We start from the raw sequence: 13021 nt of genomic DNA, 5'->3' as shown, positions 1-13021 counted from the left end.
TAATGCACCGTAGCTTACCGCTTGATTCACTACCCCACTGCACTTTTATAGAAGGCTGATTCGTTTTATTTTTATGCTGTAAAAAAGTGCGATCGCAATAGGCATAGGAGCAAAGCAGTTTGGATTTTATTGTGATGGATACGGAAGGTAGTCCAGAACTTCGGGAGATTGCAATTCTCAACTGTCAAGGACATCTGATCTATGAAGCTTTTTCTTCTGATCATCTCGAAAACTATAACATCCGACTCAACCTGAAGCCGCTGAATAAAATTGTTCAAGATGTCGCCAAAATCATCCAATCGAGGCGTGTAATCTGCCACTATGCCAAACATGATCGAGAAGTGTTACAACATAGCTTTTACAAAGCGCAAGTCCCTTGGATAGACGTTGCTTTTGCCTGTACTTGGGAACTTGCCAAACAACAATTTCAGGTAGATAGCTATTCGTTAGACCACCTAAGCAAATATTTACATCTCAAAGTCAACGGCAAGCGCTTCAATTCAAATCAGGCTCACACTGCTCGGTATGATGCAGAGTTTACATATCAACTCTACTTAAAAATTCTAGACAATCAGCAGGCAATGACACAAATCCAATCGCATTCCACCGCCAATCCGTTTAGCAGTAGTCGTGTTGATACCCCTTTTCAAGATCACGTTGATTTCCAATCAATTTATCACACTGAATTTGAACTTCTTAAGTCTAGTCTAGGTGACATTAAAGCTGACCCTAATCAACAAAGCAAAGGCGCGATCGTCATCGGTGAACCCGGTTCGGGCAAGACTCACCTGATCATGCGGATGGCTAAGGAACTATTGCGTACCAATCGCCTACTGTTCATCCGACAACCCAACAACGCCGAGCATGTTCTACACCACACCTATTCTCGAATTTTGGAATCTTTCGCTGAGAAGGTAGTCGGCAGCGATCGGACTCAACTCGAACTGCTAATTGCGAATAGTTTTGTCAAAATTCTTAATTCACTCCCTATGGTGACTGGCACTCAAAGGGGACAGGAGATTCTCGCTGCGCTTGAGAATAACAGTCTAAATCTTTACAGTCGTTTAGGAGGAGAAGATACCCAACGCAATCGAGAAAACTGGCAATATATTGAGCGTCATCTCAACGAATGGTGGAGTCAAAAGTACACAGCGGCTGGTTATTCTACAACAATCCTCAAAGGGATTATCAAGTTTTGTACCTATAGTGACTTAAATAAAAAAGACTTGGTAAGACGATGGTTAGCTGCTTACGAGCTTGAAGAGGGGCAAGCCCAAAGCATTGGTTTAGACGATTGGCAGTCAGATATTAGCCGAGAAGAGTTTGCGCTAGAAGCAATTAGCGTATTTGGCAAACTATCAACTCTTGATGAACCTCTAATTATTGTTTTTGATCAGCTAGAAAGCTTGGGATTAGCTCATAACGCACCCATTTTGGAGAGTTTTGGATCTGCTGTCAAAGAAATTTTGACGCATGTTCCCAATAGTTTGGTTATTCTTAATTTATTTCCTGAGCGCTGGGAGCAATTCAAAACATTTTTCGATGGTTCTGTGATTGATAGAGTTTCTGAATGTATCGTCAGATTAGAACGCCCTAGCACTGAGCAACTAGAGAAACTTTTAGTCCTTAAAGCAACATCTGTGGGGCTTGAGTTAGCCGATCTTTTCAATTCATCAGAACTTAATAATATTCTTAATCAAAACTCAATTCGGGCGGTTTTTAATCGTGCAAGTGCTTACTTTCGCTACAAAGTCCACAATATTCCAGTACCGATCGACCATCAACCCTCTACCGATACCGAAAAGCCTTCGATCGAGTTTAGAGTCGAACAACTTGAACAGGTAATTTCTCAGATTGGAAATCTTGTTCGACCTTTTATAAACAGCCCATCTATAGAAGCTGTCTCCAACATTGAAGGTCTAGAAATACCCTCAACTGCTGCGCAAGCAGTCAATAACTCACCCGTTGATCTTCGCAATCAACCTCAGATGGTAGTAACTCCAAGAAGGCAGCTTTCTGTAGAAGACTCGATTCTTGAATATCTAGAATACAAGAAAGATGATTTGCTCGATGCCTATAATAAACCCACCATCATTAATGATGCGGATGATATCGGAAAGTTAGCTGCGATCGCTGAGGCTTTTAAGCTTTATCGAGCATTAGAGTTTTATCCTCTGCGGCTAGGAAAGAGTAAATTACCAGAGCATTTTAATATTAAGACTTCCCAAGGAGAAATTGTGATTGGCTTCCTCAATGCCAGTGGAAGTGGCTTTACGGCTCGCATCAAAAACTTTAACCAATTAGTAACTAGTTACCCCCGAACTAAGTTTTTTTTAGTTAGAGATGCCCGTGAATCTGCAATTACTGGGAAAGTCGGCTCAGATGAAATTGCAAAACTGAACCACAGCCGAAATGGTCAATTTCTCATTAGTGAGCAGAGCGATCGAGTAAATTTTGACCTGACTTACAACCTGATTATTGATATTCAAGAAAGAGATTTAGAAGTTGATTTGGCAGTGGCTTTGCGAGTCCTGACTTCTTATTTGAATGATTATTGGCTCATTTCAGCTTTAGGTAGTTATTAGGGGATGTTTGAAAAGTCTTTTAGTTTCTCCGGTTGATTTGAGCGTGTTACCTCCTAAGGCAGGCACGGATTTATTTTTATGCTGCTAAAATTTATTCTTTCGATGAAGAGTGCGATCGCGACTTCATAAAGCGAATGTTTTCTAAAAAGCACACTAAATCTGTGCTCCACAGGCACTATAGATAGATCTAGCTCCAAATCCGCTTGAAACCCATCGAATAAATCTATGCTTAGAGTGTGAAATAAGCGGGTTAGGGAATCCTGAGGAAAGACAGCCAGGGATAATTGCAGAGGAGTACCTGATGAACGCCGAAGAAATCTTAAAACAGTACGCCACAGGAGAACGCAATTTTTCAGCCGTAAACCTGACTGAAGCGAACTTAAGTGGAGTGAACCTGAGCAAAGCAAACCTGAGTGGAGCCAATCTCACCGTAGCGAACTTGTGTGGCAGTAACTTGAGTGAAGTGGATCTCAGCAAAGCTAAGCTAAATGTGGCAAAACTGAGCGGCGCAAATTTGACCAAAGCCAATTTGTATGAAGCGAACCTTAACGTTGCCAACTTGACCTTAGCAGACTTGAGTAACGCGGAAATGCGCCAAGCGTCTTTGGTTCGAGCCGAAATGGCACGGGCTGATTTGAGTGGGGCAAATCTGAGCTATGCCAATTTATCGGGGGCAGATTTGAAAGATGCCAAGTTGAGGAGTGTCAACTTGAGCCATGCCAACTTGAGTCGGGCAGACATGAAATGGGCAACTTTCACGGGTGCCAATCTCTCAATGGCAAATCTGCACGGTGCCGATTTGAGCAGTGCAGATCTGAGCGGTGCCGACCTTAACCATACCGAACTACGCCAAGCCACCTTGAGTCGGGCAAACCTTCAGGGTGTTAACTTGAGCGGAGCCAATTTACGCTGGGCAGATCTGAGCGGTGCAGATTTAAGCTGGGCAGATCTGAGCGGTGCGCGGCTAAGTGGTGCCAACCTGACGGGAGTCAACCTGAGCAATGCCAATCTTTTGGGCACTATTTTGGTTCATGCGGATCTCACCCGCGCCAGTCTAATCGATGTGGATTGGGCAGGAGCCGATTTGAGTGGCGCGACCCTCAGCGGCGCTAAATTGTATGGGGTGTTGCGGTTTGGCATTAAAACAGAAGGCATGATTTGTGAATGGGTAGACCTTAGCCCCAACGGCGATCAAAGCAAAATTTATAAGCTAGATGCCGTCAGTATTAATACCTTTTTTCATGAGGCACCGCCAACGGTTAGCCTGACGGTGGATGCGACTTTTGACCAAGACGCTCACTATGCTTTGGCGATCGCCTATCGCCAGTTAGCAACGCACTATCAAGTGCCTATGGAGCCGCCTAACATTCGGCTCGGACGACGCAGAACCACGCTAACGTTTGAAATACAAGATGATACTCAGTTATTTATGACCGCCTATTTAGCAATTTGCCCGTTTAATGATGCTGTTTATGCTCAGAGCAACTTGCTAGCAGTGCTGGATATTCTGCAATCTGCCAACAGCGGCGGTAAACTCAAAAACTCTAACCTGGTTCATTGGGTCGATCGCACGCTAAATAGCATTAGAGGCAATACTGAGCTATTCACTTTTGGATCTGAACTAGCAACCCTGCTGGCTAAAGTGAAGTTTTTTGATTCGCCGACTCAAATGACGTTAATTACTTCAAAAAATCACTCTCTCGCCATTTACAACAATCCTCATTTTGGCAAGCGGTCAAAGCAAGCGGTAGGCAATGTAGGCAATACCCTACCCATGATCGCTCTAGAAGAGAAGCAACCTAGCTTGCCTGCTATTGGGCTGTTAATCGAGTTTATTCATAGTTTTCAGGAAATTGCAATAGAGCGATCGCCCCAGCCGGCGATAGAGTTAGGCGATAGAGTTAGCTGAGTAATTGCCACTCCAGACAGTTGAGAAGCAATGTCATGGCTATGGGCGATCCATGGTGTGTCGTGTTCAATCTCACAATGATCAGGACTGCATATGTCAAAATTGAAGGGCATTCATTTCAGAAGAGCGATCGCTTGTGATTGAGGTAGAAGTTCATCAGCAGTTACGCGCCTTTTTGCGGCAGCAGGGTGAACCTCACTGGCACCACCATTTAACGATGGCGCGATTGGTGGCACGAGCGCTGCGGTTGGGCAGAAGTGCGCTGATTCAAACTAGTGCATTTTCTGGGTATCACGAGCGCTATCGCCTCAGCTATTTGGTGCCCGTTTTAATGTGGCAAGCGCCCGTGGTTGTGGTCGCATCTGAAGCCGTTCAGCAGCGGTTGCTCATGGTGGAAATTCCTCAGCTACGCCAGTGGATTCGCTTTCCGAAGTCGATTCAAGTGGGCGATCGCGTTCCCGCTGGAGGCTTTCAGGGCTTGCTGTTGACGACTCCCGAAGCATGGCTGAGCGATCGGCTTAATCCCCAAGGTCGCTTTCCTGATGGCATTCCCATCATTATTGATGGGGTGGATGATTTGGAAACTTGGGCGCGATCGCAACTGACTCACCACCTTCAGCCTGGGGATTGGGATGCCCTCATGTTGGCTTGCCCTGAACAGTGCAATGTGATTCGAGATGCGCGAGTGCAGTTGACCAAAGCTATTTTTCAGCGTCCTGCTAATCCTTACGATTGCTACCTGATTGAGCCACCCGAACAAACTCTGCTTCAAAACTTTTTTCAAACTTTGGTGCCAGCTACTTCCGCCATTTCTGAGCCTCCGAGTGTTCCAGCTTTGCCCACTCCATGGCAAGCATTTTGGGATGCTCTTCAGCGTCAAGAAGCTCTCACTTGGGCAACCCTCACCCGCCAGCAGGGCGCTTTTTCCCTCCACTGTGGCTTGGCAGATATTGCCGCAATCATGGAGCCGATTTGGCAGCGGCAGCCGATTGTGTTAGTGGGGGGTGCCCTAGATTTGGAAGCAGAGGCAACCGTCTACCGTCAGCGGTTGGGCGTGGGGGATGTCACCTGTCTCAAGTTCTCGCCCGATCGCCAAGACGAACTGATTCAGCTTTATTTGCCTGAAAAACTGCCCCTGCCTAATACTCCCCAGTTTCAGACTGCCTTAATTCAGGAAATGCATACCCTGCTCCGGGTAAGCTCAGGCACGCCAGGGCTAACGGTGCTGTTAGTAGGCGATATGCCGTTGAAAGCCCAAGTAGGGTCGCTTTTAGCCTCGGAGTTTGGCTCACGCGTTCAAGTCGAACGCACCTGTCTGGATGAGAATGGCGTATTGGTGACGGGATGGGATTTTTGGCGACAGCATCAGCAGGTGTTGCCGTCGCCGCGTCTATTGGCGATCGCCACCTTACCCATTCCCTCCCTGGAAGATCCCTTGGTGGCGGGACGAGTCAACTATTACAAAAAACTGCGCCAAGATTGGTTCCGGTTATATTTGCTGCCCACTGCCTTGAGTGAACTGCAACGGGCGATCGCCCCCGTTCGTGAACGGCAAGGAGTTGTTGCCCTACTCGATAGCCGCGTGATTCATCGAAGCTATGGACACCATGTGCTGGCGGCAATGAACCCCGTAGCACGGATCAACTATATTGATGCCAGCTTGTTTTCTCGGTCAGACTATTCCGTTTTAGACTGAAAGTCTGAGACCAATCGTTTTAGACTAAATAGATAGAGTTGATCAACGGCTAACAAATCATGGGCGAAGCAAAACGACGAAAAGATAGCCTGGGCGAAGAATATGGACAGTCTCCTCGAATTTTTCCCTGGCTGCCGATAACAAAAGCCCAGTCAGGTGACTTTGTGAAGTGGAGTAGCCGCGGAGCGTGGGGCGGTATTGTGCTGCTAGTTGCCTGGTGGCTGAGTGTCCGGTTCATTGGTCCCGCTCTAGGCTGGTGGCAGGTTGATTAGTGGAAGCACTTTAACAGTTTTGTTCGCGTTCGCGCAGCGTGTGTATTGCACTCAGCGTTGACCTAGCTTTGGCTTCTCGAAGGGTAGGAGATATTTTGAGTTTTGAATGGATACGCGCTTCCAGCCTGAGTCCTTTTGTTAGGCTTTTTGGGGGATCGCGATCGCGCGGCTAATGCTATTCGCTTTGTAGTGATCAGCAGCATACTGATCCACATGTTGATAGATTGCCACAGGCGCAGTGATCCGACAGGTAAAAAACTCTGTAGTAGCTCGCTTATCTGGATAAATCATTACCTTAGGCGATAGGTCTTTGGGTGGAGTTGGCACTCGCCATTGCCAATTTCGCTGACTGGGTAAGGCGTTGATCAAACGATGATGCGACCAATCACAAGATTTTCCTAGGGCACCCATTTCCTTGAATTCGTGCCGCAATATAGAGGCAATCACATAGGACAGTGGGGAGCGATCGCCCTCCAGCGCATCCATCACATCAGCTAAACATCCGTTTGGTTGAGGAGTTTTGGAAACACCTGTGCCTCCGACCAGTGCTTCTTGCAAGTGAGCCGTAGTACTGAACTTTTCTGGTACTGCCCAAACGGCTCCCATGCCGTCTGTTCCAGATCGAAGTAAATAGGTAACTAACCGCAAAGTAGGTTTTAGTTTTAACCCCGGTAGTTTCATCAAAGCGGCTCCCGGATCGGCAGCGCTAACAAACCACTGCCCGTTACAGTTAGGAGCATAGGTTTCTAATTCGGGCATTCCACCCAGGCTAAACAGACCGCCCAAATCGCTCAGAGAATCTGGTTCTGGCGGTTCATCATCGGTTAACCCCTGCGATCGCGGATGGTTTTCCGCATTGGGCACCCTCAAAGCGTTGGTAATATGCTGACGAACTTTTTGACAAGCATCAAGCGAAATAGTTTGAATAGGCATGGCAAAAAAGCGCCATTGAAACAACGTGACAAACAAACGGGATAGACTGTTCGCTTAATATTCCCAGTTTGACTCACCGACTATCGGCTTCATCACCATCCTTTACGAGTGTATCTTCCACTATTGCTTCACGCTTCATTAGCTGGGGATAGACTAAGAGAAAAAATCCCATCCATGTTAGTACAGGGATTGCCACAATCCCTGTACTAACATGGATGGGATGGAATAGCCCCCAACTGCCGACGATTAGGCAGCAGCCCGTCAGTAAAATTGACCAGGGCTGACACCACCATGGCTTATAGCTCCAAACAGTTGGTATAGCCGTTGTCATAATGTTAGGACTTAGATTAGATATGTCATGCGATAAAGAGTCTTAAGCCTGCTTGTCTTAAGTTGAGTGTCTGTAGGTATCGTTAACGTGCGATCGCGGAGGTTGAGAAATTATACCTTGAACGATCGCAGCTTTAGCTTTTGGATCTAGAGGCGATCGTGAGTGCATCCCAGGAGAAATCAATTGCCCACTGGTGAGCGAAGACATCAACAAAAATTGCAAAATGCTATAGAAGGATTGCCTTACCCCAAGCAGATGTTGATATCGCTAAATATCGGCTTGATTAGACTCAGAATTCAACCTTCCTAACATGACACCCAACTTCACACCAATCATGCCAACGAGCACACTCCCGAACCAATAAATTAAAGCAATGGTTGTATTCCCTTGATCGATTAGATTGAATGTCTCTAATCCATAGGCGGAAAACGTGGTGTAAACACCGCAAAACCCAGTTGCGATCGCCAGCCGAACGCCAGGTGGAAATTTGCTAATCCGGTGTTCGTTCAAGGTGTAAAACAGAGCAATGATAAAACAGCCCGTCACATTAACAAAAAACGTACCGTAGTAAGAAAAATCTTTGCCAAACATTGCTTTGGCTAATTCAGTGATGAGGTAGCGTCCTAAAGCGCCCGGAATCGCACCCGCACTAATCGCGATGATAGTGGGAATAGACGTGTTTTTCGTCATGCAAGGAGTTCCTGAAATTGATTCAGACTTGGTCAGAACTGGAGTGTTCGTTTCGGTTGTGTGAACGGTTACTATTTCACAAATAGCATGGCTAAAGAGCGACCTACCGCAGTCCCCACTACTCCTAACACTGCACTACCAGCCCAATAGAATAGGGTGGCTCCTGGCTTGTTATTTCGCCACAGCGCCAATGTATCGTATCCATAGGTTGAGAAGGTGGTATGAGCACCCAAGAAACCCGTTCTGACCAGCAAGTCTATCTCAGGTGGAAAGCCTGGAATCCCTTTAAATAAGGTGAAGAAAAATCCCATGAGTAAACAGCCTGTCACATTGATAATAAAAGTGCCATAAGGAAAGTTTGTACCGATGGCGCTTTTGCAAAACTCAGTCAAATAATAGCGGCTCACAGCCCCTGGAATCGCACCGATCGCGATCGCAAACAAACCAAGCACAGTAACATTCTGTAGCACTGAAGAGGCTCCTAGCTGAATTCATAGGTGGCGAGAAACTGATCACCAAAAATATAATGCTGTGAATATCTAAGTTCACACTTCTCTCTAGGGGCAATCTCTGAAAGATTAATTCAGCTTGTCAATTTGCGGTGTGCCTTGGCAGACTTAGGTTAGACTTAATAGCTGTGCAGAAATCAGCAAAACCATGATTTTTTGGGAATTCCAAATCCAGCTTGTCTCCTTTCTCATTGCAAATGGCATCGAGCGAACTAGCTAGGGGCAAGGTTTATAGCCCCACTCATTCACTTAGCCTGTCATTCTGCAAATGGTCTAGAAATTTGGAGCGATTCCCATGCCTGCAATAGAAACTCAACCTGAAAAAATTCATCTGCCCAAAACCAGCGAATCCGAGCAGCTTAAAAAGATTCGGCATACCACCTCCCATGTGATGGCGATGGCGGTGCAAAAGCTGTTTCCCAAAGCCCAGGTGACGATTGGTCCGTTTATTGAAAATGGGTTCTATTACGACTTTGACAGTCCAGACCCCTTCACTGAGAAGGATTTGAAAGCCATTAAGAAAGAAATGGCAAAGATCATTCGGCGAAAGTTACCGGTTAGTCGGGAAGAAGTTAGCCGAGAAGAAGCCGATCGCCGCATTCGAGCAGTCAACGAGCCTTACAAGCTAGAGATTCTAGAAGGGCTGCAAGACCCAATCACGCTATATCACTTGGGCGAAGAATGGTGGGATTTGTGCGCCGGACCTCATGTGGAAACCACCGCAGAGTTGAACCCGGACGCGATCGCCCTAGAAAGTGTGGCGGGAGCCTATTGGCGGGGCGACGAAACCAAAGCCCAACTGCAACGCATCTATGGCACCGCCTGGGAAACCCCTGAGCAACTGGCAGAATATCAACGCCGCAAGGAAGAAGCTCTGCGCCGGGATCACCGCAAGCTGGGTAAAGAATTGGGGCTGTTCATCTTTGCCGATCCCGTTGGTCCCGGTTTGCCCCTGTGGACTCCCAAGGGAACCATTTTGCGATCGCTCCTGGAAGACTTTTTGAAAAAAGAACAGGTGAAGCGCGGCTATTTACCCGTCGTTACGCCCCACATTGCCCGCGTAGACCTGTTCAAACTGTCGGGGCACTGGCAAAAGTACAGCGAAGATATGTTCCCGATGATGGCGGATAGTGACGGCGATCGCGCCCAAGAACAGGGCTTTGTGATGAAGCCGATGAACTGTCCGTTTCACATTCAAATTTATAAAAGTGAGTTGCGCTCTTACCGCGAATTGCCCATGCGACTGGCAGAATTTGGCACGGTTTATCGCTATGAGCAATCCGGCGAATTGGGCGGCTTAACCCGTGTGCGCGGCTTCACGGTGGATGACTCGCATCTCTTCGTCACCCCTGAACAATTGGACTCGGAATTTCTCAGTGTTGTAGATTTGATCCTGGAAGTTTTCAAAAGTTTGCAGCTTAAAAATTTCCGCGCCCGTCTCAGTTTTCGCGATCCGACCTCTGACAAATATATTGGCTCCGATGATGCCTGGGAAAAAGCGGAAGGGGCAATCCGGCGTGCGGTGGAAACTTTGGGCATGGATCACTTTGAGGGCATTGGCGAAGCCGCGTTTTATGGTCCCAAGCTAGATTTTATTTTCCAGGATGCGCTAGATCGAGAGTGGCAACTGGGCACCGTGCAGGTGGATTACAACTTGCCAGAGCGGTTTGAACTAGAGTATGTGGCAGAAGATGGCACCCGCAAACGCCCGGTGATGATTCATCGTGCGCCCTTTGGCTCTTTAGAACGGCTGATCGGCATTTTGATTGAAGAGTATGCCGGAGATTTTCCCCTATGGTTGGCTCCAATTCAGGTGCGCCTGTTAGCCGTGGGCGAGGAGCAATTGCCCTTTGCGAAACAGGTGGCGACTGAGATGCAACTGCTGGGGATTCGGGCGGAAGCCGACACCAGCGGAGATCGCCTTGGCAAACTAATCCGCAATGCTGAGAAAGCCAAAATTCCCGTCATGGCAGTAATCGGCGCAAAAGAAGTAGAAGCCAATGCCCTCAGCATCCGCACCCGCGCCGCTGGTGAACTGGGTGCCTTGCCGGTCGCGGAAGTCTGCGATCGCCTGAACATTGCCAACCAATCCCACGGCAACTTTTAGCCTAACTACAAGGATGCCTTTGACTTCACATCATGCCCAAAAAGATCCGAGAGTTAAAGCAGATGTTACGTTAGGCTGGTTTAGCCAACTTCCTGGTAAAGGAAGCCATACGAACTGGATTCATCCTTTGTATGCTGGAAAAATCACGGTTTCTGGTAAAGACGGCGCAGATGCTAAACGCTATCAAGAAAAGGAAATAGAACAAGCAATTGAAGCAGTTGAGGCAATGGAAGACGATGGCTAAACTGAAGTACTCAATGGTAATCCAATGGTCTGATGAAGACGACTGCTTTTTAGTTGGGTTTCCCGACTTTCCAGGGCAACGCTGGCGAACGCATGGCAACACCTATGAACTAGCCGTCAGTAATGGTATTGAAGCGTTGGAGTCGCTGATCATGGCTTATGAAGCGACGGGTGAATCCTTACCAAAACCGACTGTTTGTGAAGCCGCCTAGAAGTCGTCCTCGGTTTACGGCATCGTCACCACGGGCAGCATTTGTCGATTTCTGAAACTGGAAGGAACTACATAATATTCGACCTGAATGAGGCTTCTCTCACTCCGCTAGAGGTGTTGCTAGGATTATTAGCAGCAACTCTAAAAGGATAAAAAAGTTTCTGATTATTTTGAAGATGAGTAAAACTCAAGTTTTCAGAAAGAAATCTTTAAGTTTTTGGCAACTTGTAGGGTAGCGCCTAGTGTAGTGCTAGGTTGAGTTTTTTGAATGGGGATAGAAGACGCGATCGCAATTAGAAACAGAAAACCAAAGAGCGCGATCGCGGTTTGAAAAAAGAGTGGAAATTCAGAACTCGGTTGCATGGGAACCTCCTAGTTAGGTAGGAACTATGATGTGAGATGTTGCTTTAAGTGCCTACAGTGATCATCATCTAGGATCGCTCTAATTCCTGAAGTGATCTTAAACTCTTGCAGTTGTGATATTGATCTCTCAAAACTGGTGCAGTTGCTACAGAACGGGCAGTAGGGCGATCTCGATTAGAAACAGAAACCCAAAAAGAGCGATCGCGATTTCAAGCAACTCAGTCGTAACTACTTACCGCAGAACCAATGCTTGAAATTATCGCTCAACTGATGCAGTAGTCTATGGTTGGCGGGTTAGCTAAAAGCGATCGCGCTACTGCTTAGAGATCGCTTATCCTTAAAGCTAAGATAGCCCAATCTCTTCTACCAAAAACCGATGAGTGTTGTAATCCCTAATGACATCCTCCAATCGATTAAGATGACCGAGGATGAATTGAAATTAGAAATTGCCATCATGCTGTACGAGCAACAACAAATCAGCAGTGGTAAACTTCGGGCTTGGACAGGGCTAACCGTCATTGAGTTCCAACACGAATTGGCAAAACGGGGACTGTATATTAACTACGATGTGGAAGATTTTCAATCTGACATTAAAACGCTTCAGTCGCTGGGATTGCGGTTTCAAGTAACCTCAGTCATAATCACTGACGCAGAACAGATGCTTGTAACGATCGCTTAAAGCAACTGCTAAGCGTTAGCCCGTCTTCAGTTGTTCTAACTTTTGCCTAATCAAGATGTCAACTTCCTCAAACTCAGCATTTGATTTTGGAATATCAAAAGTCTCTGAGGATGCATCAGAGGTGAAGCGATCTACAAAGGCACGAAACGCTGCCTTATCATCAGGATGAGCAATGACATAAGTTCTTAGTTCGACTTTGGTCATTGCATTAAAATCAGGCTGAATCACAAGAACCTCCAAAGACCATTGCGATAGATTTCTATCTCTATGTTATCTCCTGCCAAAATAAACACATTGCCTGTGCGATCGTCGAGACGAACCACAAAAATGGGAGTAAATGTATTAGTTAAGGATTGGCACAATACAACACACCTAATTCCTTGTTCAGCAGTTGGCAAAATCTATATTCCTCACAACCAAATCGCTCTGCCTAGAGTAGCAGCTAAAGGGAAAACATAAAGTAAGCTTTTTAAATCCTGTTAAAAGTAGATGA

At 46.6% G+C, this 13021-nt stretch carries 15 protein-coding genes; 8 read left to right on the top strand and 7 right to left on the bottom strand.

Going from position 1 to position 13021, the window contains the following annotated elements:
* The first annotated feature begins 134 nt into the window (after positions 1–134).
* The 4 genes from AC1S5B_RS01535 (at position 135) to AC1S5B_RS01520 (ending at position 6462) form a co-directional block, all read left to right on the top strand.
* Complete coding sequence (locus AC1S5B_RS01535; RefSeq protein ID WP_482033960.1) at positions 135–2585, top strand: hypothetical protein; 2451 nt, start codon at positions 135–137, stop codon at positions 2583–2585.
* A 301-nt stretch (positions 2586–2886) separates the two neighbouring features.
* Complete coding sequence (locus AC1S5B_RS01530; RefSeq protein WP_482033959.1) at positions 2887–4494, top strand: pentapeptide repeat-containing protein; 1608 nt, start codon at positions 2887–2889, stop codon at positions 4492–4494.
* A gap of 136 nt (positions 4495–4630) precedes the next feature.
* Positions 4631–6190 carry an ATP-dependent DNA helicase gene (locus AC1S5B_RS01525; RefSeq protein WP_482033958.1) on the top strand — a complete coding sequence of 520 codons (1560 nt, stop codon included), beginning with the start codon at positions 4631–4633 and terminating at the stop codon, positions 6188–6190.
* A gap of 59 nt (positions 6191–6249) precedes the next feature.
* The gene (locus AC1S5B_RS01520) at positions 6250–6462 is read left to right on the top strand and encodes a DUF2839 domain-containing protein (RefSeq protein ID WP_482033957.1); all 213 of its coding nucleotides are present in this window, start codon (positions 6250–6252) and stop codon (positions 6460–6462) included.
* Positions 6463–6600: 138 nt separating this feature from the next.
* Here AC1S5B_RS01520 and AC1S5B_RS01515 read toward each other — a convergent pair whose 3' ends face one another.
* The 4 genes from AC1S5B_RS01515 to crcB (AC1S5B_RS01500) form a co-directional block, all read right to left on the bottom strand.
* Positions 6601–7395: a hypothetical protein gene (locus AC1S5B_RS01515; protein WP_482033956.1), complete on the bottom strand. Its 795-nt coding sequence runs from the start codon at positions 7393–7395 to the stop codon at positions 6601–6603.
* A gap of 73 nt (positions 7396–7468) precedes the next feature.
* Complete coding sequence (locus tag AC1S5B_RS01510; RefSeq protein ID WP_482033955.1) at positions 7469–7726, bottom strand: DUF6737 family protein; 258 nt, start codon at positions 7724–7726, stop codon at positions 7469–7471.
* Positions 7727–7993: 267 nt separating this feature from the next.
* Positions 7994–8416 carry a fluoride efflux transporter CrcB gene (crcB, locus tag AC1S5B_RS01505; RefSeq protein ID WP_482033954.1) on the bottom strand — a complete coding sequence of 141 codons (423 nt, stop codon included), beginning with the start codon at positions 8414–8416 and terminating at the stop codon, positions 7994–7996.
* 71 nt (positions 8417–8487) lie between these two features.
* A complete protein-coding gene (gene crcB, locus AC1S5B_RS01500) occupies positions 8488–8886 on the bottom strand; it encodes a fluoride efflux transporter CrcB (protein ID WP_482033953.1) in 399 nt (132 codons plus the stop codon).
* Positions 8887–9220: 334 nt separating this feature from the next.
* Here crcB (AC1S5B_RS01500) and thrS point away from each other — a divergent pair, with 334 nt between their 5' ends.
* Genes thrS through AC1S5B_RS01485 form a run of 3 tightly spaced genes read left to right on the top strand, consistent with a single transcriptional unit; the run spans position 9221 to position 11487 of the window.
* The gene (gene thrS / locus AC1S5B_RS01495) at positions 9221–11032 is read left to right on the top strand and encodes a threonine--tRNA ligase (RefSeq protein WP_482033952.1); all 1812 of its coding nucleotides are present in this window, start codon (positions 9221–9223) and stop codon (positions 11030–11032) included.
* 13 nt (positions 11033–11045) lie between these two features.
* Positions 11046–11276 carry a type II toxin-antitoxin system HicA family toxin gene (locus tag AC1S5B_RS01490; protein ID WP_482033951.1) on the top strand — a complete coding sequence of 77 codons (231 nt, stop codon included), beginning with the start codon at positions 11046–11048 and terminating at the stop codon, positions 11274–11276.
* Positions 11277–11289: 13 nt separating this feature from the next.
* A complete protein-coding gene (locus AC1S5B_RS01485; RefSeq protein WP_482033950.1) occupies positions 11290–11487 on the top strand; it encodes a type II toxin-antitoxin system HicB family antitoxin in 198 nt (65 codons plus the stop codon).
* A 194-nt stretch (positions 11488–11681) separates the two neighbouring features.
* Here the strand turns inward: AC1S5B_RS01485 and AC1S5B_RS01480 are convergent, their stop codons facing one another.
* Positions 11682–11849: a hypothetical protein gene (locus AC1S5B_RS01480; RefSeq protein WP_482033949.1), complete on the bottom strand. Its 168-nt coding sequence runs from the start codon at positions 11847–11849 to the stop codon at positions 11682–11684.
* Positions 11850–12225: 376 nt separating this feature from the next.
* On the opposite strand from AC1S5B_RS01480, the gene AC1S5B_RS01475 reads away from it, so the two are divergent.
* On the top strand, positions 12226–12528 hold the full coding sequence (locus AC1S5B_RS01475) for a UPF0175 family protein (protein WP_482033948.1): 303 nt from the start codon (positions 12226–12228) through the stop codon (positions 12526–12528).
* A gap of 15 nt (positions 12529–12543) precedes the next feature.
* On the opposite strand, the gene AC1S5B_RS01470 is transcribed toward AC1S5B_RS01475, so the two are convergent.
* On the bottom strand, positions 12544–12756 hold the full coding sequence (locus AC1S5B_RS01470; RefSeq protein ID WP_482033947.1) for a DUF6887 family protein: 213 nt from the start codon (positions 12754–12756) through the stop codon (positions 12544–12546).
* Positions 12753–12926, bottom strand: coding sequence for a DUF6888 family protein (locus tag AC1S5B_RS01465; protein ID WP_482033946.1), 174 nt, complete (start codon positions 12924–12926; stop codon positions 12753–12755). The genes AC1S5B_RS01470 and AC1S5B_RS01465 overlap by 4 nt, the downstream gene beginning before the upstream one ends.
* Between the last annotated feature and the right edge of the window lie 95 nt (positions 12927–13021).

It is taken from the genome of Leptolyngbya sp. CALU 1928 (genome assembly GCF_056784215.1).
The sequence above is the reverse complement of the archived record's forward strand: the minus strand, read 5'-3'. Positions and strand labels throughout refer to the sequence as shown.

Bases quoted from the DNA above. Each gene is read 5' to 3' on its own strand.
- AC1S5B_RS01515 (WP_482033956.1), bottom strand. From the start codon at position 7,395: ATGCCTATTCAAACTATTTCGCTTGATGCTTGTCAAAAAGTTCGTCAG.
- thrS (WP_482033952.1), top strand. From the start codon at position 9,221: ATGCCTGCAATAGAAACTCAACCTGAAAAAATTCATCTGCCCAAAACC.
- AC1S5B_RS01510 (WP_482033955.1), bottom strand. From the start codon at position 7,726: ATGACAACGGCTATACCAACTGTTTGGAGCTATAAGCCATGGTGGTGT.
- AC1S5B_RS01485 (WP_482033950.1), top strand. From the start codon at position 11,290: ATGGTAATCCAATGGTCTGATGAAGACGACTGCTTTTTAGTTGGGTTT.
- AC1S5B_RS01475 (WP_482033948.1), top strand. From the start codon at position 12,226: ATGAGTGTTGTAATCCCTAATGACATCCTCCAATCGATTAAGATGACC.
- crcB (WP_482033954.1), bottom strand. From the start codon at position 8,416: ATGACGAAAAACACGTCTATTCCCACTATCATCGCGATTAGTGCGGGT.
- AC1S5B_RS01535 (WP_482033960.1), top strand. From the start codon at position 135: ATGGATACGGAAGGTAGTCCAGAACTTCGGGAGATTGCAATTCTCAAC.
- AC1S5B_RS01520 (WP_482033957.1), top strand. From the start codon at position 6,250: ATGGGCGAAGCAAAACGACGAAAAGATAGCCTGGGCGAAGAATATGGA.
- AC1S5B_RS01490 (WP_482033951.1), top strand. From the start codon at position 11,046: ATGCCTTTGACTTCACATCATGCCCAAAAAGATCCGAGAGTTAAAGCA.
- AC1S5B_RS01480 (WP_482033949.1), bottom strand. From the start codon at position 11,849: ATGCAACCGAGTTCTGAATTTCCACTCTTTTTTCAAACCGCGATCGCG.
- AC1S5B_RS01530 (WP_482033959.1), top strand. From the start codon at position 2,887: ATGAACGCCGAAGAAATCTTAAAACAGTACGCCACAGGAGAACGCAAT.